Source organism: Histidinibacterium lentulum, assembly GCF_003789055.1.
Lineage (GTDB): Bacteria > Pseudomonadota > Alphaproteobacteria > Rhodobacterales > Rhodobacteraceae > Oceanicola > Oceanicola lentulus.
The window spans coordinates 115,947-135,944 of sequence record NZ_ML119081.1 but is presented as its reverse complement, the minus strand read 5'-3'; the positions used below and the strand labels follow the sequence as shown (position 1 = coordinate 135,944).

19 protein-coding genes and 3 tRNA genes are annotated in these 19,998 nt (G+C 68.3%); 6 read left to right on the top strand and 16 right to left on the bottom strand.

Translation table 11 applies throughout. The features are described from left to right. Positions 1 to 30 precede the first annotated feature (30 nt). Positions 31 to 675, top strand: a complete 645-nt coding sequence (locus EAT49_RS00650; RefSeq protein WP_246003713.1) for a class I SAM-dependent methyltransferase — start codon at positions 31 to 33, stop codon at positions 673 to 675. Positions 676 to 732: 57 nt separating this feature from the next. Here the strand turns inward: EAT49_RS00650 and EAT49_RS00645 are convergent, their stop codons facing one another. From EAT49_RS00645 to EAT49_RS00630, 4 genes are all read right to left on the bottom strand, one after another. Next, positions 733 to 1,911, bottom strand: a complete 1,179-nt coding sequence (locus tag EAT49_RS00645) for a sensor histidine kinase (protein WP_123640298.1) — start codon at positions 1,909 to 1,911, stop codon at positions 733 to 735. Positions 1,912 to 1,978: 67 nt separating this feature from the next. Next, positions 1,979 to 2,416 carry a PaaI family thioesterase gene (locus EAT49_RS00640; protein ID WP_246003712.1) on the bottom strand — a complete coding sequence of 146 codons (438 nt, stop codon included), beginning with the start codon at positions 2,414 to 2,416 and terminating at the stop codon, positions 1,979 to 1,981. A gap of 112 nt (positions 2,417 to 2,528) precedes the next feature. Next, complete coding sequence (locus tag EAT49_RS00635) at positions 2,529 to 3,737, bottom strand: N-acetylmuramoyl-L-alanine amidase (protein ID WP_123640297.1); 1,209 nt, start codon at positions 3,735 to 3,737, stop codon at positions 2,529 to 2,531. Next, positions 3,734 to 4,891 (bottom strand): pyridoxal phosphate-dependent aminotransferase, encoded by a 1,158-nt coding sequence (locus EAT49_RS00630; RefSeq protein WP_123640296.1) that lies wholly within the window; start codon positions 4,889 to 4,891, stop codon positions 3,734 to 3,736. The genes EAT49_RS00635 and EAT49_RS00630 overlap by 4 nt, the downstream gene beginning before the upstream one ends. A gap of 125 nt (positions 4,892 to 5,016) precedes the next feature. Here EAT49_RS00630 and EAT49_RS00625 point away from each other — a divergent pair, with 125 nt between their 5' ends. Continuing rightward, positions 5,017 to 5,775, top strand: coding sequence for a DsbA family protein (locus EAT49_RS00625; protein WP_123640295.1), 759 nt, complete (start codon positions 5,017 to 5,019; stop codon positions 5,773 to 5,775). Positions 5,776 to 5,864: 89 nt separating this feature from the next. Here EAT49_RS00625 and EAT49_RS00620 read toward each other — a convergent pair whose 3' ends face one another. The 4 genes from EAT49_RS00620 to hemA all read right to left on the bottom strand — a co-directional run bounded on the left by EAT49_RS00620 (position 5,865) and on the right by hemA (position 10,801). Further along, positions 5,865 to 6,542, bottom strand: a complete 678-nt coding sequence (locus EAT49_RS00620; RefSeq protein ID WP_123640294.1) for a S24 family peptidase — start codon at positions 6,540 to 6,542, stop codon at positions 5,865 to 5,867. Positions 6,543 to 6,945: 403 nt separating this feature from the next. Continuing rightward, entirely contained in the window at positions 6,946 to 8,067 is a 1,122-nt protein-coding gene (gene ispG, locus EAT49_RS00615; RefSeq protein ID WP_123640293.1) for a flavodoxin-dependent (E)-4-hydroxy-3-methylbut-2-enyl-diphosphate synthase, read from the bottom strand. Between the two features lie 61 nt (positions 8,068 to 8,128). Beyond that, a complete protein-coding gene (locus EAT49_RS00610) occupies positions 8,129 to 9,460 on the bottom strand; it encodes a RodZ domain-containing protein (protein ID WP_123640292.1) in 1,332 nt (443 codons plus the stop codon). Between the two features lie 114 nt (positions 9,461 to 9,574). Then, the gene (hemA, locus tag EAT49_RS00605; protein WP_123640291.1) at positions 9,575 to 10,801 is read right to left on the bottom strand and encodes a 5-aminolevulinate synthase; all 1,227 of its coding nucleotides are present in this window, start codon (positions 10,799 to 10,801) and stop codon (positions 9,575 to 9,577) included. A 277-nt stretch (positions 10,802 to 11,078) separates the two neighbouring features. On the opposite strand from hemA, the gene EAT49_RS00600 reads away from it, so the two are divergent. Further along, positions 11,079 to 12,455, top strand: coding sequence for a M20/M25/M40 family metallo-hydrolase (locus EAT49_RS00600; RefSeq protein WP_123640290.1), 1,377 nt, complete (start codon positions 11,079 to 11,081; stop codon positions 12,453 to 12,455). Between the two features lie 46 nt (positions 12,456 to 12,501). Here EAT49_RS00600 and EAT49_RS00595 read toward each other — a convergent pair. After that, positions 12,502 to 12,578: transfer RNA gene (locus tag EAT49_RS00595), tRNA-Asp, on the bottom strand. A gap of 314 nt (positions 12,579 to 12,892) precedes the next feature. Continuing rightward, positions 12,893 to 12,969: transfer RNA gene (locus tag EAT49_RS00590), tRNA-Asp, on the bottom strand. Between the two features lie 216 nt (positions 12,970 to 13,185). Here EAT49_RS00590 and EAT49_RS00585 point away from each other — a divergent pair. Next, positions 13,186 to 13,947, top strand: a complete 762-nt coding sequence (locus EAT49_RS00585) for a polysaccharide deacetylase family protein (protein WP_123640289.1) — start codon at positions 13,186 to 13,188, stop codon at positions 13,945 to 13,947. Positions 13,948 to 13,953: 6 nt separating this feature from the next. Here the strand turns inward: EAT49_RS00585 and EAT49_RS00580 are convergent, their stop codons facing one another. The 5 genes from EAT49_RS00580 to EAT49_RS21010 all read right to left on the bottom strand — a co-directional run bounded on the left by EAT49_RS00580 (position 13,954) and on the right by EAT49_RS21010 (position 17,448). Beyond that, positions 13,954 to 14,889, bottom strand: coding sequence for a pirin family protein (locus EAT49_RS00580; protein ID WP_123640288.1), 936 nt, complete (start codon positions 14,887 to 14,889; stop codon positions 13,954 to 13,956). Positions 14,890 to 14,984: 95 nt separating this feature from the next. Beyond that, positions 14,985 to 15,060, bottom strand: a tRNA-Val gene (locus tag EAT49_RS00575). A 17-nt stretch (positions 15,061 to 15,077) separates the two neighbouring features. Continuing rightward, positions 15,078 to 15,692 (bottom strand): histidine phosphatase family protein, encoded by a 615-nt coding sequence (locus tag EAT49_RS00570; RefSeq protein ID WP_123640287.1) that lies wholly within the window; start codon positions 15,690 to 15,692, stop codon positions 15,078 to 15,080. Between the two features lie 179 nt (positions 15,693 to 15,871). Continuing rightward, positions 15,872 to 16,495, bottom strand: a complete 624-nt coding sequence (locus EAT49_RS21015) for a glutathione S-transferase family protein (RefSeq protein WP_185020598.1) — start codon at positions 16,493 to 16,495, stop codon at positions 15,872 to 15,874. Further along, positions 16,492 to 17,448, bottom strand: a complete 957-nt coding sequence (locus tag EAT49_RS21010; RefSeq protein ID WP_185020597.1) for a cyclase family protein — start codon at positions 17,446 to 17,448, stop codon at positions 16,492 to 16,494. The genes EAT49_RS21015 and EAT49_RS21010 overlap by 4 nt, the downstream gene beginning before the upstream one ends. A gap of 134 nt (positions 17,449 to 17,582) precedes the next feature. On the opposite strand from EAT49_RS21010, the gene EAT49_RS00560 reads away from it, so the two are divergent. After that, positions 17,583 to 18,068 (top strand): OsmC family protein, encoded by a 486-nt coding sequence (locus tag EAT49_RS00560; protein ID WP_123640285.1) that lies wholly within the window; start codon positions 17,583 to 17,585, stop codon positions 18,066 to 18,068. Between the two features lie 11 nt (positions 18,069 to 18,079). Continuing rightward, positions 18,080 to 18,775 carry a TetR/AcrR family transcriptional regulator gene (locus tag EAT49_RS00555; protein ID WP_123640284.1) on the top strand — a complete coding sequence of 232 codons (696 nt, stop codon included), beginning with the start codon at positions 18,080 to 18,082 and terminating at the stop codon, positions 18,773 to 18,775. Positions 18,776 to 18,834: 59 nt separating this feature from the next. Here EAT49_RS00555 and recA read toward each other — a convergent pair whose 3' ends face one another. Next, the gene (recA, locus tag EAT49_RS00550; RefSeq protein ID WP_123640283.1) at positions 18,835 to 19,914 is read right to left on the bottom strand and encodes a recombinase RecA; all 1,080 of its coding nucleotides are present in this window, start codon (positions 19,912 to 19,914) and stop codon (positions 18,835 to 18,837) included. Positions 19,915 to 19,998: the final 84 nt, after the last annotated feature.

Here is a 19,998-nt window from a genome sequence, read left to right as displayed (position 1 = left end):
CCGCGGCCCGCCGCGCGCGAGATCAAGGCCATGTCAGACGCCATGACCCCCGAAGAGATCGCCGCCCTCTACGACCGCATCGCGCCCGACTGGGCCTCCGCCCGCAGCCAGGCCCTGACCGAGCGCCGGTGGCTCGACCGCTTTCGCGCCCACATGCCCGTCACCGGCCGGGTGCAGCGGGTCCTCGATCTCGGATGCGGCGCGGGCCGGCCCATGGCGCGCTACCTCGCGGAACGGGGCGCCTCGGTCACGGGCGTCGATGCCGCGCCCGCCATGGTCGCGCTCTTCGCGGAGAACATGCCCGGGCACGCGGCGGTGAAGGGCGACATGCGCAGCCTCGACCTGGGCGAGACCTTCGAGGGCCTTCTCGCCTGGGACAGCCTCTTTCACCTCGGCCCCGACGATCAGCGCGCGGCCGTGCGGACCATGGCGGCCCATGCCGCGCCGGGCGCCGCGCTCATGCTCACCACCGGCCACCGCGCCGGCGAGGCCTGGGGCGAGGTCGCCGGAGAGCCGGTCTGGCACGCAAGCCTCGATCCGGGCGAATACCGCACGCTGCTGACCGAGGCGGGCTTCGACGTACTGGCCTTCGTCCCCGAGGACGAAAGCTGCGGCGGCCATACCGTCTGGCTCGCCCGCCGCCGCCGCCCGGCGGATCTGCCGCCCGAGGGCTGACCGCCGTCCGAACCGGCACCTCCGGCTGTCGCGCGCGACAGCCTCAGGCACGCGGGATCACCCCCCGGCGCCGCGTCTCCGCTCGTGTGGCAGCAGGATCCGCAGGGTCGTGCCGCCCTCGCTGTTCCAGCTTCCCTCCGCGCCGATCTGCCGGATCAGCGCCTCGATATAGCTCAGCCCCGACGCTCTCCCGCTCGTCCGCGGCTGATCGAGCGCATCACCCAGCCCGTCGCCGCCGTCGCTGAGCTCGACCTCGACGCCCTCCTCGCCGTTCACCACGGACAGGAAGACGTCGCATCGGTTCTCCCGCACCGCGTGCTTCAGCGAATTGGTCATGAACTCGTTGGCGATGATGCCGAGGGGGATCGCGGCGCCGCTCTCGACGACGATCGACTCGATCCGCGTGCGCAGGTCGCAACGGGTGGTCCTGTCGGACCCGAACGACGCGATCTGCGAACAGAGCGCCGAGAGGAACCCGCCCAGCTCGATCTCGTCGATATCGCTCGAACTGGTCAGCAACTCGTGCAGTTGCACGAGGGTCTCGATCTGCCCGAGGATCAGCGCAGTCTCGTTGCGCACCTCCGGATGATCGGTCCGGGTGTTCCGCGTGCGGATGAGGCTTTGCAGGACCGACAGGTTGTTCCTGACCCGGTGCTGCAATTCCCCCAGCGCCCGCTCCCGTTCCTGCACGGCGCGGCGCAGGGCGTCCGATTTCGAGAACCGCTCGATCGCCGCGCCCACGATATTGGCGTAGCCCTGCAGGAACTCCACGTCCGACTGCGTGAACTCCCGTTCCTCGCGGCTATCCACCTCCAGGAGGCCGAACGGCGGCGCGCCCTCGCTGCCCGGGATGATCACGTTGACCATGGACTTGACCCCGTGGCGCTTCAGGAAGGCCGGATAGTCGAACCCGTCCTCCTCGAGTTTGGACGAGACCGCCGGCTTTCCGTGATAGAGCGCGAACCCCTCCGAGGACGTTTCCGGCCGCGGCACGACCTCCTCGCCGACGATGCCGTCCTCCCAGCCTATCCCCGCCACGACGCGCAGGTGCTGCCCGTCATCCTCGAGTCGCAGGACCTTCGACAGATCCGTTTCCAATGCCTCCGCGCAGCATTCGCAGGCCTTGGTCAGGATCTCGTCGAGGGACTCCGACTGGAGCGCAATTCGTCCGAATTCCACGATCACGCTGCGCTGCGCGAGCAGCGCCCCGGTCGTGACCTCCCTGGTCGCGCTCATTCACGGCCTCCATCCCAGCAGGAGTGGACCCTAGAGCCGCGACGCAACCGGCGCAATACGGGGTCCTTCATCCTCCCCGGACACGGAAGACACCCGTGGCCGTGGCCACCAGCGTGCCCGCCCCGTCCCAGAGACGCGCCTCGGTGAAATAGGTCCGCCGTCCGCCCCCCGTCACCCGCCCCTCGGCCATCAGGGCGGAGCCCCGGGCCGGGGCAAGGTAGTTCACGCTGAGCGACAGGGTCTGCGACATCGGCCGCTCCGCTCCCTCCGCCTCGCCGGGGAACACCCCGGCATAGCCCATGGCGCTGTCGAGGATCGTCGCGTGGACCCCGCCATGGGGCACGCCGTGGCGGTTCATCAGCGCCGGCGTCACCGCCATCTCGAACCGGGCATAGCCCGGCCCCCAGCCGGTCAGCCGGTGCCCCAGATGCTCCTGAAACGCCGAGGACGGCTCGGCCAGCGCCTCCGTCAGCGGATGCAGGTTCTCGGGCCAGGCTGTCCTCAACGGTCGCTCCCCGGGCCGATTCCCCTGTGCGGGTCCGCCCCGCGGATCGGTCCATTAACACTTTTCATGCTTCTTTTCATGTTCTTCCATCCGGTCTCAACGTGGGACCGCCTCACTGCCGCCGCAGCGGCGCCCGCGCCGCCTCCTCATCCGCCCAGGCTTCGATCCCCCTAACGAGCCCCTCCACGATCGTCGCCCGCCCCGCCGGATCGGTCAGCCGCTCCCTATCGTCCGGATGGCTCAGAAAGCCCGCTTCGACCAGCACGGAGGGAAAGTCCGCCGCCCTCAGCACCGCCAGCACCGCCTCCCGCCGCGGCCGCGAGTTAAGCGTCGCCCCCGACCCGCGCAGACCCTCCACCAGCGCGTCGGCCAGCCGCAGCCCCTCTGGCGCGGTCTCGATCCGCGCCAGATCCATCAGAACCGCCGCCACCTCGTCGTCCTGCCCGCTCAGGTCGAGCCCCGCCAGCAGGTCGCCCCGCCCGTGCCGCTCCGCCAGCCGATCGTTGGCCTCCTCCGCGCCCTCCTCCGCCAGCGTGTAGACCGAGGCCCCCGTCGCCTGCGGCCCCTCCAGCGCGTCGGCATGGAGCGAGACGAACAGATCCGCCCCCGCCTCCCGCGCGAGACTCATCCGCGCCGACAGGGGAACGAAGGTATCGTCGGCCCGCGTCAGCACCGGCACCATCCCCGCCCGCGCCACAGCCTCGGCTAGCTCGAGGCCCAGCTGCAGCATCAGGTCGGCCTCCGTCACCCCCTCGTATTCCGCCCCCGGATCCACGCCGCCGTGGCCCGGATCTATCGCCACCACCACGACCCCGTCGTCGGCCGTGAGAGCCTCCGCCGGCGGCGCGGGCAGCGGCCGGTCCCAGAGCCCCGTCTCCGGCGCCCCCGACCGTGCCGCGAACTCTTCCGGATCGACGCGCGACAGCCGCAGCTCCACCACCGCCTCCCCCGTCGCCGCATCGGTCCGCATCGCCGCCGTCCTCACCGCCAGCGGCCCTGCGAGATCCACAACCATCCGGCTCCAGCCGGGGGCGAAGCGGCCCATCCGCAGCGCCGTCGCCCCCTCGGCTCGCAGGAGCGCCGCCGGCTCGGCGCCGCCCCAGTCGACCTCGCGAAAGTCCATCACCAGCCGCGGCGGCCCGTCGAGGGTGAAGACCCGCCACGGTACCGCCTGCGACAGCGCGAGCCGCACTTCGAGGTCCTCGCCCAGGTCCGCCACGACGCTGCCGGTCAGGTCCAGTCGCGCCAGCCCCGTGAAATCCTGCGCCGTCGCAGCGCCCCCGAGCCACAGCGCGACGAGCGCCGCCACCAGCCTCCTCATTCGGCAGCCGCCCGGCGCGCGGCCATGAACCGTTCGAGCCGCGCCAGTCCTTCGCGGATATCGGCGGTCGAGCGAGCGTAGGAGAACCTCAGCCACCGCCTTCCGCGGGCCGGGTCGAAATCCACCCCCGGCGTCACCGCCACCCCCGCGCCGTCGAGGATCTCGCGCGAGAAGGCCAGCGCGTCGTCGGTATGGTCGCCCACGTCGGCATAGACGTAGAACGCCCCGTCCGGCGGCGCGAGAGCGGCGAACCCCGCCCGCGGCAGCCCCTCCAGCATCAGCCGCCGGTTCTCGGCATAAACCGCCACGTTCGCGTCGAGCTCCTCGGTGCAGTCCATCGCATGAAGCGCCAGCCTCTGCGCGGCATGGGACGGGCAGATGAAGAGGTTCTGCGACAGCCTCTCGACCGTGCGGACCATGGCCTCGGGCACCACCATCCAGCCCACCCGCCAGCCGGTCATGGAGAAGTACTTCGAGAAGGAGTTGACGACGACCGCCTCGTCGGTGACCTCGAGCGCGCTCACGGCCCTCTCTCCATAGGTCAGACCATGGTAGATCTCGTCCGAGATCAGCGCGGCGCCGCTTTCCGCAGAGGCCGCCGCCAGGCCGGCGAGGTCCTGCCGCGACAGCATCGTGCCGGTCGGGTTGGCCGGGGAGGCCACCAGCAGCCCGTCGAGCGCGTGGGCCGCCACATCATCGGGGACAGGCTGGAAGCGGGCGCCGAGCGAGGTGGGTATCCCGACCGGCGTCATCCCCAGCGCATGAAGGATCTGCCGGTAGGACGGGTAGCACGGCTCGCCCAGGCCGACCCGCGCGCCGCCGTCGAACAGCGCCGTGAACGCGAGGATGAAGGCGCCCGAGGCGCCCGCGGTCACGACAACACGGTTCGGGTCGAGGTCGAGGCCATACCAGTCGCGGTAGTGGCGCGCGATGCGGGCCCTCAGCTCGGGCAGTCCGAGGGCCACCGTGTAGCCGAGCGGCCCCGCCGCCATGTCCCGGGCAAGCCGGTCCAGCGCGGCCGCGGGCGCGCCGGTGCCGGGCTGGCCGACCTCCATGTGAATGATGGAGCGGCCCGCCGCCTCGGCGGCGCGGGCGGCCTCCATCACGTCCATCACGATGAAGGGATCGACGGCGCCGCGCCTTGATGTTCGCATGACCCTACCTCAAGCTTTGTCCCGGTGTGCCAAGGGCCGCACGGGCTCGTCAATGCGCCGCGGCCTTGGCAGTGGCACCGTTTCGTGATGGAAGGGCCGCGTCGCCCGAGCCCTGGAGACCCTGAATGACCCGCAGCCGCCTTGCCGCCCTCGCCCTTGCCGCGAGCCTCGCCACGCCCGCCGCGGCCTTCGATCTCGAGGCGATGACCGATGCCGAGCGCGCGGCCTTCCGCGCGGAGGTGCGGGCCTACCTGCTCGACAATCCCGAGGTGCTGATGGAGGCGATCGGGGTGCTGGAACAGCGCGAGGCGATGGCACAGGCCGAGGCGGACCGGATGCTGGCCCGGGAAAACCGCGAGGCCCTGTGGAACGACGGGCATTCCTGGGTCGGGGGCAATCCGGACGGGGACGTGACCATCGTGGAGTTCGTGGACTACCGCTGCGGATTCTGCCGGCGGGCGCATCCCGAAGTTGAGGCACTGCTTGAACAGGACGGCAATATCCGCCTGATCATGAAAGAATATCCGATCCTCGGAGAGTCCTCCCTTGCGAGCTCCCAGTTCGCCATCGCGGTCAAGCGTCTGCATGGGGACGCGGCCTACAAGGACGTTCATGACGCGCTCATCAGCCTGCGCGCCGATGCGACGCCGGAGACGCTGGCGCAGCTTGCGGAGGGGTTCGGGTTCGAGCCGCAGCCGATCCTGGACGAGATGGGGTCGGTCGCCGTGGCGCAGGTGATCGAGGAGAACCGAGCGCTTGCCCAGAGGATGCAGATTTCGGGCACGCCCACCTTCGTCGTGGGCGACGAGCTCCTGCGGGGCTACCTGCCGGCAGCGCAGATGCAGGTGGTGGTGGACGAGGTCCGGGCCTCAAGCGACGGCTGAACGCCGGGGTCCCGGGGGCGTCCACACGTGGACGCCCCTTAAGTCTTTTCTTTGAAAGATAATTTTCAGACAAAGTCAGCCGGAAGCAGTTACACGCGCCTGCCAATCCAGACAGCCTGCCCGACAACGTGTAGTGCGTCAGTGTCAACTTCATAACTAGCGTATGCGGGATTGGCTGCCAGGACGCTCACTTGGAATCCATTAGGTGCCCGATCCAGTTTCCGTATCTTAACCGCAGAACCGTAGCCCACGGCAAACAGACCGTCCCGGTCAGTACTGTTCCGGGACCGATCTAGAAGAACTACATCGCCGTCCATCAGAACGGGCACCATCGCCTCTCCACGTACAGCGACAACACAAAGCTCCTGATAGGGTGAATTGGTCAGCCGCCGCAGGAAATCAGATGGAAACCCGAAAGCCTTAAGTTCATTCGGCACATGTAGGCGATCCCCTCGACATTCGATTGCATCAATCTCAAAAAGGGGAACATACGTAATATTATCAGTGCTTTGCGTCAATTTCAAACTGTCGCCGTCGAGATCGCCGCCCTCGCGAAGCCAGTCCCCGGTCACTCCCAACACCTTCGCCACGGCGTCGATGGCCTCGTTGTCAGCCCCACGCTCCACCGGCTTCCCGCTCTCTGCCCGGCGCTCCCAGTTGCGGATCAAGTCGCCCGAGCGACCGGCCAGAATGCCAACTTGGCGCTTCGACAGGTTCTTGGCTTTGCGACGCTCTTCCACCCGAGCGAGCATTTCTTTCAATACCATCGTCATCCTCCGAAAGGGCGGTCAGCCAACCTCAACCGCATGGGACGAAAATATACCGCAAACTCCCATAAATCAACCGCTCCATTAGGTTAAGATGCAGAATTACGCTTACTGTCTCCCCTGCAAGGAGGGGACCGATCTCGCCCGCAACTTTACAAGAACATCAGGTTTATGGGCAGAGTTCTGCCAGGACGACATATGGAGACGACCCGCTGCACGACTTCGCCCCAGCCTCGGTGCGGTTCCAGTACCCGCTCGGAGCCGTCATTCTACGGTCATCATGGGGGTTGTGCGGCGCCAGACACTGCTCATGCCTTTACCTTGCGTCACTCTAGCGATCGCCAGCTTCGTCCTGAAAGGAGTATCCTGAAGAGTTGACGTCCTGCGGCCCCTAGAGGCTGACCTATTCCGCCGCGGCCTTCGCAGCGTCCAGTTCGGCGGCCTTCTTCTCGACCTCTTCCACGATGTGTTCGATCATCCGGTCGTTCGACATCTTGTGGCTCTGCTTGCCGGCGAGATAGACCATGCCCGCGCCCGCGCCGCCACCGGTGAAGCCGACATCGGTCATGAGCGCCTCGCCGGGGCCGTTCACGACGCAGCCGATGATCGACAGGCTCATGGGCGTCTTGATGTGGGCCAGCCGCTCCTCGAGGATTTCCACGGTCCTGATGACGTCGAAGCCCTGCCGCGCGCAGGACGGGCAGGAAATGATGTTGACGCCACGGTGGCGCAGTCCGAGGGATTTCAGGATCTCGTAGCCGACACGCACCTCCTCCACCGGATCGGCAGAGAGCGACACGCGGATCGTGTCGCCAATCCCCATCCAGAGCAGGTTGCCGAGGCCGATCGCGCTCTTGATCGTCCCGGACATGAGGCCGCCCGCCTCGGTGATACCGAGGTGAATGGGCGCGTCGGTGGCGTCGGCGATGCCCTGATAAGCGGCGGCGGCGAGAAAGACGTCGGAGGCCTTCACGCTGATCTTGAACTCGTGGAAGTCGTTGTCCTGCAGGATGCGGATGTGATCGAGCCCCGACTCGACCATCGCTTCGGGACAGGGCTCGCCGTACTTCTCGAGGAGGTGTTTCTCGAGGCTCCCTGCGTTCACGCCGATCCGGATGGAGCAGCCGTGATCGCGGGCGGCCTGGATGACCTCCCTGACGCGTTTCGCATCGCCGATGTTGCCGGGATTGATCCGCAGGCAGGCCGCCCCGGCCTCGGCGGATTCGATGCCGCGGCGGTAGTGGAAATGGATATCGGCCACGATGGGCACCGGGCTTTCGCGCACGATCTCCTTCAGAGCCTTCGATGACGCTTCGTCGGGGACGGAGACGCGGACGATATCCGCGCCTGCCTCGGCGCAGCGCCGGATCTGCTCGACAGTCGCCTTCACGTCGGTGGTCAGGGTGTTGGTCATCGTCTGCACCGAGATCGGCGCATCGCCGCCCACGGGAACCGAGCCTACCCATATCTTGCGGCTCTCCCGGCGGTAGATGTTGCGCCAGGGACGGACGGGATTGAGCGACATCGGACCTCTCAGAATGCTCTGCGACGGGAACCTATGCCCCTCCGGCGGACCGGACAAGCCGTCACTCCGACGCGGGAGCCTCGTCGGCCGGTCCGACCTGGCGGGCCTGGGCCACGCGCACCCATTCCGCAAGGTCGTTGTCGGCGTTCAGATCAGCGACCTCGTAGCGGTCCCGGAGGGCATCGGCGGAGAGCGCGACGTTGGAACTGACCGATCCGTTGGGGCCGACCGGGCCGTAGTGCTGGCCGTTGACCGCGAAATAGACCGCGCCCGACTCGCCGATCCGAAGGCGCGCGGGCTCTTCCGTCTGGGGCACCACATAGGTGTCGCCCGGTTCCATGATCCGTTCGTAGATCGTGGAGCCATCCGGCCCGGTCACGCGGACCCAGGCGGTGCGCACCGCCACCAGTTCCACCGCAGGGGTCGGGTCCTGGGTAACCTGCACGCCGGAGGGCGACAGCGCCGGAACCGCGGGGTCGCTCAGGCCGGCGACCTCGGCGGACTCGTCCGTGGCGGGGAGCGAGCCGGTCGCCTCGGCCAGCGCCGCCGCGATCGGGTCGGACGTCGCGAGGGCCGCATAGGCGGAGGCCGGCTGGGCGGGATCGGTCTCTATGCCCGCCACCAGTGCACCGACCGCAGACGGGCTCAGTGTGGAAATCGGCGCATCCCGCGCGACCATGACCGGGACGTCAAGGGCCTGCGGACGGTACAGACGGTCCAGCGCCTCGGGGCTCGGGGCGGATCCGGACCCGATGGCGGCCCGTTCGCTGCCCGGCGCGGAGAGGGCCGCGCCGCCGGCGAGCGGATCGACCTCCGCCACCACGGTGGGGGCCTGCTCGACCGGGGCGAACTGGACGCGCTGCACCTCCTGCAGGACGGTCCAGCCGCCGTAGCCCAGCCCGCCGATCAGCGCGAGGAGCACGAGCACGGAGCCCACCGCCCCGGGCTCCACCCGGGACAGGAACGCCTCTCCGGCGGGGACGAAGGGCGTGGTGGGCGACGCGAACATGTCGGTGTCCGTCGCAGGTTTGCGCTGTTCGCGCTTCTGCTTCACGGCGGAGGCCGCGGGCGACATGCCGTGGGTCGTCTGAAAGCCGCTTTCGGCGCAGAACGTGGAGAAGGCCCATTCCGGATCCATCCCGAGATACCGGGCATAGGACCGGACGTATCCCGCGATGAAACCGGGCGTCTCGAAGGCGGAGGGATCTGCATTCTCGATCGCGGCGATGTAGGCGGCCTTGATCTTCAGCTCGCGCTGAACGTCGAGCAGGCTTTTTCCAAGCGTGGCCCTCTCGCCCCGCATCAGATCGCCGAGCCGGAGGTCGAACGCGTCGAAACCGACAGGTTCCTCGACGTGCACTTCCTTACTGCGCCAGGGGGTGCGCCCGATCATTCGCCGTCCTGCTGCCCTTGTTCCCCAAGATATCCGCGAGCCGTCGATTCGATCCAGCAAGGGATTAATCAGTGGGTAGCATAGCCGGAGGACCTGCGCACCCGCCGAAAATGACTAACCGGCAAGTTCGGCACGATTCAGCGCGCAGGCCGACCAGAGGGCGTCGAGACCACGCACCAGTGCATCCATTTCGCGCGGTCCGTGAACCGGCGAGGGGGTGAAGCGCAGTCGCTCCGTCCCGCGCGGCACGGTCGGGAAGTTGATGGGCTGGACGTAGATCCCGTGCTCCTCGAGCAGGCGGTCGGAGATCGCCTTGGTGTGCAGGGGGTTGCCCACGATCAGCGGCACGATGTGGCTGCCGTGGTCGATGATCGGCAGGCCCAGCATCTTCAGCCGGGTCTTGAGGATCTTCGCCTGGGTCTGGTGCTGGTCGCGCCGCTCCTGGTCGGTCTTCAGGTGGCGCACGCTGGCCGCGGCGCCGGCGGCCACGACCGGCGGCAGGGAGGTGGTGAAGATGAAGCCCGGCGCATAGGAGCGGATCGCGTCGCACATCCGGTCGGACGCGGCGATGTAGCCGCCCATCACGCCGAAGGCCTTGCCCAGCGTGCCGTTGATGATGTCGACCCGGTGCATCAGCCGGTCGCGTTCGGCCACGCCGCCGCCGCGGGGGCCGTACATGCCCACGGCATGGACCTCGTCGAGATAGGTCAGCGCGCCGAACTCGTCGGCGAGATCGCAGATCTCGCGGATCGGGCCGAAATCGCCGTCCATCGAATAGACGCTCTCGAAGGCGATGAGCTTGGGCGCCGCGGGATCGTCCGCCTCGAGCAGCGCGCGCAGGTGGGCGAGGTCGTTGTGGCGGAAGATGCGTTTCGCCCCGCCGTTGCGGCGGATGCCCTCGATCATAGAGGCGTGGTTGAGGCTGTCGGAATAGATGATGAGGCCGGGAAACAGCTTCGGCAGGGTCGAGAGCGTCGCGTCGTTGGCGATATAGGCGGAGGTGAAGACCAGCGCCGCCTCCTTGCCGTGCAGATCTGCGAGTTCGGCCTCGAGCCGCTTGTGGTAGACCGTGGTGCCCGAGATGTTGCGCGTGCCGCCCGAACCCGCCCCGGTGGCGTCGAGCGCCTCGTGCATGGCCTCGAGGACGGCCGGGTGCTGGCCCATGCCAAGGTAGTCGTTGCCGCACCAGACGGTGATCGGCCGCTCCGTCCCGTCGGTCCGGCGCCAGGTCGCGTGGGGAAACTGCCCGCGCTTGCGCTCGATGTCGATGAAGGTGCGGTAGCGGCCTTCCTCGTGCAGCCTGGCAATGGCCTGGTCCAGGTGCGCCTCGTAATTGGTCACGCCGCTTCCCCTTCTGGAACGTTTCTAAGCCTCATATAGTCCCCCCGGACCATGAACAACCGCCCGAGGATGCGCCACATGTCGCATCTCCGGGACCGGGAATTTTCCGCGTTTCCCATGGTGAACAACGGGTTCAGCGGTCCGGCGACATGCCGGTGCAGACTGGTTACCGGTGCGGGCGGGTGCGGACCTTGACTCAGGTCAAGCCGCGGCGCGACCTCTCCCCCTCGCGCGGCCGCGCTGCTAGGCTCGCGGCGAACCCGCCGAAGGAGCCTTCATGACACTCGCCCCAGTGCTCGACCGTATCGACCGTGACCTCGACTCCGCGCTGGAGCGGCTGATGGCGCTTCTGCGCATTCCGTCGATCTCAACCGACCCCGCCTATGACGGAGAGGTCGCCCGGGCGGCGGACTGGCTGGTAGAGGATCTCAGGTCCATGGGATTCGATGCGCAGGCGCATTCCACGGCGGGCCATCCGATGGTCGTGGGCACAGCCGGGACCGGCGCGCCGCATCTGCTGTTCTACGGCCATTACGACGTGCAGCCCGTGGACCCGCTGTCGCTCTGGCACCGCGACCCGTTCGACCCGGCGGTGGAGGAGACCGACACCGGCCGCGTGATCCGGGGCCGGGGCGCCGCGGACGACAAGGGCCAGCTGATGACCTTCGTCGAGGCCTGCCGCGCCTGGATCGCGGTCCATGGCGCCCTGCCCTGCAAGGTCACCATGTTCTTCGAGGGTGAGGAGGAATCGGGCTCGCCCAGCCTCGTGCCGTGGATGAAGGAAAATCCCGACGCGATCCGGGCGGACCTCGCCCTGATCTGCGACACCGGCCTCTTCGACTCCGAGACGCCGGCGATCACCACGATGCTGCGCGGCCTCCTCGGCGAGGAGCTGACGATCACCGGACCGCGCATCGACCTGCATTCGGGCATGTACGGCGGGCCTGCCCGCAACCCGATCCGGGTGCTCTCGCGGGTGCTTGCGGCGCTCCACGACGATCAGGGCCGCGTCACCGTGCCCGGCTTCTATGACGGCGTCCCCGAGATCCCCGCGGAAATCCGTGCGCAATGGGACGGGCTGGGCTTCGATGCGGACGCCTTTCTCGGCGCCGTGGGCCTGTCGCAGCCTGCGGGCGAGGCCGATCGCACCGCGCTCGAGATGATCTGGTCGCGCCCCACCTGCGAGATCAACGGGATCAGCGGAGGCTATACCGGCGAAGGCTTCAAGACCGTGCTGCCTTCGAAGGCGAGCGCCAAGATCAGCTTCCGCCTCGTCGGCACCCAGGACCCCCACGCGATCCGGAAGAGCTTCCGCCGGATGGTCGAGGAGATGCTGCCGCCCGACTGCACGGCCAGCTGGCACGATCACGGAGCCTCCCCGGCCTCCGTCATGACGACGGACGACCCGGCCTTCGAGACCGCGCGGCGGGCCCTCAGCGCGGAATGGCCGAACCTCGCGGCCTTCATCGGCTCGGGGGGGTCGATCCCGGTGGCGGGCTACATCAGGTCGATTCTCGGGATGGAGTCGATGCTGATCGGATTCGGACGCGACGACGACGCGATCCACAGCCCGAACGAGAAATACCACCTCTCGTCCTTCCACCGCGGTGCCCGGTCCTGGGTGCGGATCCTCGACGCGCTGGCGAAGGGCTGACCGGCGTGGAAGCTCCCGGAATGGCCCCGCATCGTCAGGGGGGAAGTGGCGCGGTTGACGGGGCTCGAACCCGCGACCCCCGGCGTGACAGGCCGGTACTCTAACCAACTGAGCTACAACCGCGCGTAGCGGGGCGGATAGCTCAGCGGTGCGCGGGCGTCAACGCGGATGATCACGGCGGAAGACGGGGCAGCCCCTGTCTTGCGCACGGTCCGGCACCAATCCGCTTCGGACACAGGGTCAATCCGGAGGGCGGAGGTTCGCGGGTCTCCGCCCCGCACCCCGGGATGGTGACTGCCGGAAAAGAGAAGGACACCGCCATCGCGGACGAGGGCGGAGGCGGCCCGATCCGCAACTTCCGGCTGCGGCGTCGGCCGATCGGGCGCCGACCGGGCAATCAGACCGTGGCCCCGGTTCGCCGGAGGAAAGGGGGGAAGTGGCGCGGTTGACGGGGCTCGAACCCGCGACCCCCGGCGTGACAGGCCGGTACTCTAACCAACTGAGCTACAACCGCGCATCTCGTTCGGCGCGTCTGCGCCTCGGAGTGAGCGGGGTTCTAGGGGGCCACGAGTCGGGGGTCAAGCGGCAATCGTCGCACTCGGTCGTTGCCGCTCCGCCATGCCGTCGCGGACCAGCCTCCTCCCGGGCTCGATAATGCTTGCGAAAACGTGATCTGCGGCGAATCGTTCTTCCTGCCTGACTGCCTGTTGTCCTTGGGGAAACCGATTCGATGACTTTCGACCGCCGGACGTTTCTGTCCGCAGCGGGCTGCGCCCTGACGGCCGCCGCCCTGCCCTCGACCGCCGCGGCGCAGGGGGTGATTTCCCTGCCCGACGACCTGGTGGCGAACGACCATGCCACGGTCACCGCGGTCGCCACGGCGCAGCCCGTCGTCGCGATGACCTTCGACGACGGCCCCCATCCCTCGCTGACACCGCAGCTTCTGGACATGCTGGCCGCGCGCAACATCAAGGCGACGTTCTACCTGATCGGGAACCGGGTGGCGCAGTTCCCCGCCATAACCCGGCGCATCGCCGCGGAGGGGCACGAGATCGGCAACCATTCGTGGTCCCATCCGTTTCTCAACGGGCGCTCCGACCTCAGCGTGATCCGCGAAATCGATGCCACAACCGAGGCGATCTTCGATGTCACGGGCAGGCCCCCCGTCACCTTCCGCCCGCCCTACGGCGCCTTCACGAATGCGCAGAGGCGGATGCTGCACGCACACCGGCGTCTGCCGACGATCCTGTGGTCCGTGGATCCCCAGGACTGGCGGCGACCGGGCTCGGGCGTGATCGCCAGCCGCATCGTCAGCCATTCGCGGCCCGGGGCGATCATACTCACCCACGATATCCATTCGGGCACGATCGCTGCCATGCCCGCCACACTCGACGGGCTGACGGGGCGCGGCCTGCGCTTCGTCACCGTCAGCCAGATGCTTGGCTGGCCGCTCTGGCAGAGCCGCCATTTCCGCCGGGTCGCCGCCTCCTAGAGGCTGTCAGGCCGGGAGGGGGATGAACTCGGCCTTGTCGTCCACGGGCAGCTGGAACCGTCCATGTTCCCAGTCCCCTGCGCGCCAGGCTTCCTTGGCGGCCTCGATCCGGTCCATCGAGGAGGCGACGAAGTTCCACCAGATGTACCGCGGCCCGCCCATGGTGGCCCCGCCGAGCAGCATCAGCCGCGCGCCCGCGGGACCCGCCTTCACGCTGACCTTGTCGCCGGGGCGGAAGACAAGCATGCCTCCGGCGTCATGCACCACGCCGCCGCTCTCGATGGAGCCCTGCAGGATGTAGATGCCGCGGTCCTCTTGGTCGTCCGGCAGGGGGATCGCGGCGCCAGGGCCGAGTTCCGCATCGGCGTAGAACATCTCCATGGGCACCTGCGCCGGGGCAGTCTCGCCATATGCGGTGCCGAGGATCAGGCGCAGGGCCTTGCCCTCCCCCTCGATCACCGGAAGCGCGTCCTTCGGGTTGTGGACGAAATCGGCGGGGTCGTCCTCGTTGGCCTCGGGCAGGGCCATCCAGGTCTGGATGCCGAAGAGATCGGTGCCGCGGGCGCGGACCTCGCCGTCGATCCGTTCCGAATGGGTGATGCCGTGCCCGGCGGTCATCAGGTTCACCGCCCCGGGCTCGATCCACTGGTCGGTGCCGAGGCTGTCGCGGTGATGCATCGTTCCGCGGAAGAGGTAGCTGACCGTGGAGAGGCCGATATGGGGATGGGGGCGCACGTCGATGCCCTGGCCGGTGAGGAACTCCACCGGGCCGAACTGGTCGAAGAAGATGAACGGGCCGACCATCTGCCGCTGCGGCGCGGGCAGTGCGCGGCGCACCTCGAAGCCGCCGAGATCGCGCGCCCGCGGGATGATCACGGTCTCGATCGCGTCCACCTCGTCGCCGGTGGGCGTATGGGGGTCCAGTGCCGGATTCCAGCTCATCGGTCGTCCTTCCCTCTTCGTCCCGGTTCATACTCTAGGATGAACGGGGCCCTCGGTCACGCCGCAGGGACGCAGACGGGCTGTGCGGAGGAAGGTGGTGGGTGGTGAGGGGCTCGAACCCCCGACATCTTCGGTGTAAACGAAGCGCTCTACCAACTGAGCTAACCACCCCCGCGGGCCGCGCCGGATTAGACCGAGGGGGCCTGCCGCGCAAGGTCCGGCGGTGCGAGGGTCTCGTGGCGGCCGGCGGCGATGCGGAAGATCACGCCCTGCCCGCCCGGCAGGTCGGCAAGCCGGTCCGGGGTGCGGCCGGTGGCGATGGTCCTGAGAACGCGCGAGGTGATGCCGTGGGTGACGATCACCGTGGGGCGGCGGAGATCCGCGAGGACGGCGGCGCAGCGCTCCCAGAGGGCGGCGAAGCCCTCGCCTTCGGGCGCGCGGGCGTAGCGGTCGAGGAAATGCTCGTCGGGAGCGGGCGGCGGGGACAGGGCGTCGGCTTCGGCGCGGGTGAGGCCGGCCCAGCGGCCGACCCCGATCTCGCGAAGGCGGGGGTCGGGGACGGGGGAGAGGCCGGTGGCGGCGGCGACGGCCTCGGCGGTCGTCAGGGCGCGGCCCTGGGGGGAGGTCCTGAGGTCGTGGGTTGCCGGGCCGATGCCGAGCCCGGAGAGGAGCGCGGCCATGGCTCGGGCCTGGTCGAGGCCGAGGGGCGTGAGGGGCGAATCGAGGGCGCCCTGCCAGCGGCCCTCGGCGTTCCAGGCGGTCTCTCCGTGGCGGAGGATCAGGAGTTCCGGGAAGGTCGGCATGGAGCGGGTCCGGGCGTTTCACGATGAAACGCTTTACAAGCCTTTGTTTTGAAATGGAATATCGGAAAATCGCGATTGCGCCGGATCGGGGTCCGGCAAGGGGCGGAAAAGGCTGTGAAATGAGGGGCTTGGGCCTGATGACGCGGGTGGAGCCGGGCCGAGGCCCGGCCTACGGCGGGTTATTCGGGGCGCAAGTCGCTGTAATCCGTGGCGATCCATCTCTGCCAGGCGGGGCGCTGCGCCAGACGCGCGCGCCAGTCGTGGAGGCGCGCGGAACCGGGCGCGAGGCCGGGCGCGATGTCGAAGAGGCGATACATCGGCGTGCCAAGGGCGATGTCGGCGAGGCCGAAGTCCGCCCCCGAAAGCCAGCCCGTGCGCCCGAGGCCCTCGTCCATCACCGACAGAACCCCGGAAAGCTCGCGCTCCAGCGCCTCTGCACGCGCGGCGGAGCGCTCCTCGGGGCGCAGGCGGACGCGCTGGTAGAAGAGGCCGATGAAGGGCGGCATCAGGGTGGAGGTGCCGAACTCCATCCACGGGTCAGCGGTGGCGAGGCTGGCCGAAAGCGCGTGTTCGGGATGGCGGCGCGCGAGGTGGCGCAGGATGGCGTGGCTTTCCCAGACCCCCTGCCCCGCGTCCTCGAGCACCGGGACCTTGCCCGCGGGCGTGAGCGCGCGGAAGGCCGGATCGTCGAGGCCGCCGTGGCGGCCCCCGACGACGCGATGGTCGAAGGGCAGGCCCAACTCGTCGAGCGCCCAGAGCACCTTCTGGACGTTGACGGAGGTGGGCCTGCCCCAGAGGATCACTTGATCGCCTGGGGATTGATCGGCGAGCCCGCGGCGCCCGGGATGTGCAGCGGCGGCGCGGAGAAGAAGAACTCGTAGACCCCGTCCTCGGCGCAGTCCTCCGCCAAGTCCTTGACGTAGAAGATCTCGCCCATGGAGATGCCGATGGCGGGGATCACGACCCAGTGCCAGGGCTGGTTGGCCTCGTCGGTCTCGTTCGGGCGCACCTCGCAGCCCCAGGTGTCGGCGCAGATCGCGGCGATGTCGTGGTTCTTGATCCAGTGCGCGGTCTCGAAGGCGAGGCCCGGCGCATCGCCGCCCGCGTAGCCGGTCCAGTCGCCCTTGGCGAGGCAGCGCTCCTGGTGGCCGGTGCGGACGATGACGAAATCGCCCTTGCGGATCTCGACGCCCTGGGCCGCGGCGCAGCCGTCGAGATCGGCGTTGGTGATGGGATAGCCGTCCTCGAGGCTGTCCACGCCCTTCCACCGGGCGATGTCGAGGAGCACGCCCCGGCCCACCATCTTGTCGCGCACCTTCTCGATGCCGAGACGCTTGGCGCCGGCCACGGTCACGTCGGTGGCGGGATAGCCGTTGTACATCTTGTCATCGAGGAAGATGTGACAGAGCGCGTCCCACTGGGTCGAGCCCTGGCAGGGCAGGTTGATGGCGTCGTCGGCATAGCGCAGGTAGGCCTTGCCGTCGCCGTCCTGGGCGCCGACCACGGCGTCGGTGCCCGTGGCGAGCATCTGGTGGATCATGTTCCAGCGCCCGCCGAAGAGCCCCGACTGGATCTTCTGCTTGAGGTCGAGGCCGAGCGCGAAGCACTTGCCCTTCTTCACGAGTTTGGCCGCGTTCACCACGTCTTCGGGGGTGACGTTGTTCAGCGTGCCGATCTCGTCATCCTCGCCCCAGCGGCCCCAGTTCGACAGCTCTTTCGCGGTGCGGTAGATGTCGTCGCGTGTCAGTTTCGTCATCGAGGTCTCCTCCCTGCCCGGCCCGCTGCCGGCGTTATTTATCGAGTGAAAAATTAATCCGCCGGAGTGTCAATCGGACTTGTGAGCATCCGGACCCGGCCGTAGCTTATCGGTCGATAACAAGGGAGGGACAGATGGCCGAGGTGAAGAGGATCGACGTCGTGTTCGAGGGAAGCGGGCGCGCGACGGGCAAGATGCGCAATGACATCAAGGTGGACTGGCCGGCCCAGGGCGAGAGTTTCGACCTCGCCACGGACGAGGGTCCGTTTCACGGGGGAGACGGCACGGCGCCGCCGCCCCTGGCGCTGTTCACCGCGGCCCTGACCGGCTGCCTCATGACGCAGATCCGGGCCTTCTCGAAGCGCCTGAAGGTGCCCGTGGGCGAGGTCGCGGTAAAGGCACGGCTGCACTGGTATTGCGAGGCGGAACCGGGCGCGCCCTATGTGAGCCACCCGGTCGGGTTCGATCTCGACGTGGATCTGGACAGCCCCGCGCCGATGGCGGATCAGGAAAGGCTGCTGGAGGCCGCGAAGAAGGGTTGCTTCCTGGAACAGACACTGGCGCAGGGCCTTCAGGTGGGACATCGGCTGAAGGACGGCGAGAGCTGGGTGGACGCCTGACGGAGGGGAACATGCCCGACGACAAGAGCCCGGACGGTACGGAGGGGGCGCGGCGCAAGCGGCTACCCTCGTCCGAGCGGCGCGAGGAGTTCATCGCCAAAGCGGTGGAGTTCTTCGCCGAGGAAGGGTTCGAAAGCTCCACGCGGGGACTTGCGCGCCGGCTGGGGGTGACGCAGCCCCTGCTCTACCGCTATTTCCCGTCGAAGGACGACCTGATCTCCGAGGTCTATGACGCGGTCTATGTGGGGCGCTGGCGACCCGAGTTCGAGCGGCTGATCGCCGATCGCTCGCGGCCGCTCGAGGACCGGCTGAACGCCTTCTACGGGGTCTATACCGAAGTGATCTTCAACCGGGAGTGGATGCGGATCTATCTCTTCTCGGGCCTGAAGGGCGTGGACATCAACCGCCGCTACATGGGGCTGGTGCGACGGCGGATCCTCGAGCCCATCGTGGCCGAGGCGCGGGCGGAAGAGGGACTGCCGGAGCGGCCCGCGACGGATGCGGAGATCGAGTTCGCCTGGGTGATGCACGGGGGCATCTTCTATTACGGCGTGCGCGACCTGATCTACGAAAGCGCGGTGTCGGCCGACAAGACGGAGGTCATCGGCGACGCGGTGGCGGCGCTGCTGTTCGGACTGAGGCGCCGGTTCGGGATGGAGGACCGGAAGGCGCCGGGGGGGCCGGGCCGAGGCCCGGCCTGCGGTTGAGGGCGGCGCGGGGCTCCGCGCGGTAGAGGCCGGGCTGAGGCCCGGCCTGCGGCGCGGGTCTACATCTCCACGAGGTCGTCGTCGTCCGTGCCGTCGACCGCATCGAACTCGAGCCCGTGGGCGGCGCGGATCTTGTCCTCGATCTCCAGCGCGGTGGCGGTGTTCTCCTTGAGGAACGTCTTGGCGTTCTCCCGGCCCTGGCCGATGCGCTCGTCCCCGTAGGAGAACCAGGCGCCGGATTTCTCCACCACGCCGGCCTTGACGCCGAGGTCGAGAAGCTCGCCGGTCTTGGAGATGCCCTCGCCGTACATGATGTCGAATTCCACCTGCTTGAACGGGGGGGCGACCTTGTTCTTGACCACCTTCACACGGGTCTGGTTGCCGACCACCTCCTCGCGGTCCTTGATCGCGCCGATGCGGCGGATGTCGAGGCGGACGGAGGCGTAGAATTTCAGGGCGTTGCCGCCGGTCGTCGTCTCGGGCGAGCCGAACATGACGCCGATCTTCATGCGGATCTGGTTGATGAAGATGACCATGCAGTTCGAGCGGCTGATGGAGCCGGTCAGCTTGCGCATGGCCTGGGACATGAGGCGGGCGTGGACGCCGACGGAGCTGTCGCCCATGTCGCCCTCGAGCTCGGACTTGGGCGTGAGGGCGGCGACCGAATCGACCACGACCATGGAGACGGCGCCGGAGCGCACGAGCGTGTCGGTGATCTCCAGCGCCTGTTCCCCGGTGTCGGGCTGGGAGATCAGCAGCTCGTCGAGGTTCACGCCGAGCTTCCTGGCGTATTGCGGATCGAGCGCATGCTCGGCGTCGACGAAGGCGCAGACGCCGCCCTTCTTCTGTTCCTCGGCGACGCAGTGGAGCGTGAGCGTGGTCTTGCCCGAGGATTCGGGGCCGTAGATCTCGATGATGCGGCCCTTGGGCAGGCCGCCGATGCCGAGGGCGATGTCGAGGCCGAGCGAGCCGGTGGACGTGGCCTCGATGTCGGCGAGCTTGTTGTCGCCGCCGAGGCGCATGATCGAGCCCTTGCCGAACTGCCGCTCGATCTGGGCGAGGGCGGATTCGAGCGCCTTCTCCTTGTCGGGATTCTGTTTGCCTGTCTTCATCGCGAGAAGGTCTGCCGTTGCTGCCATTGGTGGCGCTCCTTATCCCATGCAGACCGAGGGGCCTGCAATCGCTGCTTCGTTCACCTCTTGTTCCCGGATGTATGGGACCAA

Bases quoted from the DNA above. Each gene is read 5' to 3' on its own strand.
- EAT49_RS21010 (WP_185020597.1), bottom strand. From the start codon at position 17,448: ATGACGAAACTGACACGCGACGACATCTACCGCACCGCGAAAGAGCTG.
- recA (WP_123640283.1), bottom strand. From the start codon at position 19,914: ATGGCAGCAACGGCAGACCTTCTCGCGATGAAGACAGGCAAACAGAAT.
- EAT49_RS00635 (WP_123640297.1), bottom strand. From the start codon at position 3,737: ATGAGGAGGCTGGTGGCGGCGCTCGTCGCGCTGTGGCTCGGGGGCGCT.
- EAT49_RS00620 (WP_123640294.1), bottom strand. From the start codon at position 6,542: ATGGTATTGAAAGAAATGCTCGCTCGGGTGGAAGAGCGTCGCAAAGCC.
- EAT49_RS00570 (WP_123640287.1), bottom strand. From the start codon at position 15,692: ATGCCGACCTTCCCGGAACTCCTGATCCTCCGCCACGGAGAGACCGCC.
- EAT49_RS00610 (WP_123640292.1), bottom strand. From the start codon at position 9,460: ATGATCGGGCGCACCCCCTGGCGCAGTAAGGAAGTGCACGTCGAGGAA.
- EAT49_RS00650 (WP_246003713.1), top strand. From the start codon at position 31: ATGTCAGACGCCATGACCCCCGAAGAGATCGCCGCCCTCTACGACCGC.
- EAT49_RS00645 (WP_123640298.1), bottom strand. From the start codon at position 1,911: ATGAGCGCGACCAGGGAGGTCACGACCGGGGCGCTGCTCGCGCAGCGC.
- EAT49_RS00580 (WP_123640288.1), bottom strand. From the start codon at position 14,889: ATGAGCTGGAATCCGGCACTGGACCCCCATACGCCCACCGGCGACGAG.
- EAT49_RS00560 (WP_123640285.1), top strand. From the start codon at position 17,583: ATGGCCGAGGTGAAGAGGATCGACGTCGTGTTCGAGGGAAGCGGGCGC.
- EAT49_RS00600 (WP_123640290.1), top strand. From the start codon at position 11,079: ATGACACTCGCCCCAGTGCTCGACCGTATCGACCGTGACCTCGACTCC.
- EAT49_RS00585 (WP_123640289.1), top strand. From the start codon at position 13,186: ATGACTTTCGACCGCCGGACGTTTCTGTCCGCAGCGGGCTGCGCCCTG.
- EAT49_RS00555 (WP_123640284.1), top strand. From the start codon at position 18,080: ATGCCCGACGACAAGAGCCCGGACGGTACGGAGGGGGCGCGGCGCAAG.
- EAT49_RS00630 (WP_123640296.1), bottom strand. From the start codon at position 4,891: ATGCGAACATCAAGGCGCGGCGCCGTCGATCCCTTCATCGTGATGGAC.
- ispG (WP_123640293.1), bottom strand. From the start codon at position 8,067: ATGTCGCTCAATCCCGTCCGTCCCTGGCGCAACATCTACCGCCGGGAG.
- EAT49_RS00625 (WP_123640295.1), top strand. From the start codon at position 5,017: ATGACCCGCAGCCGCCTTGCCGCCCTCGCCCTTGCCGCGAGCCTCGCC.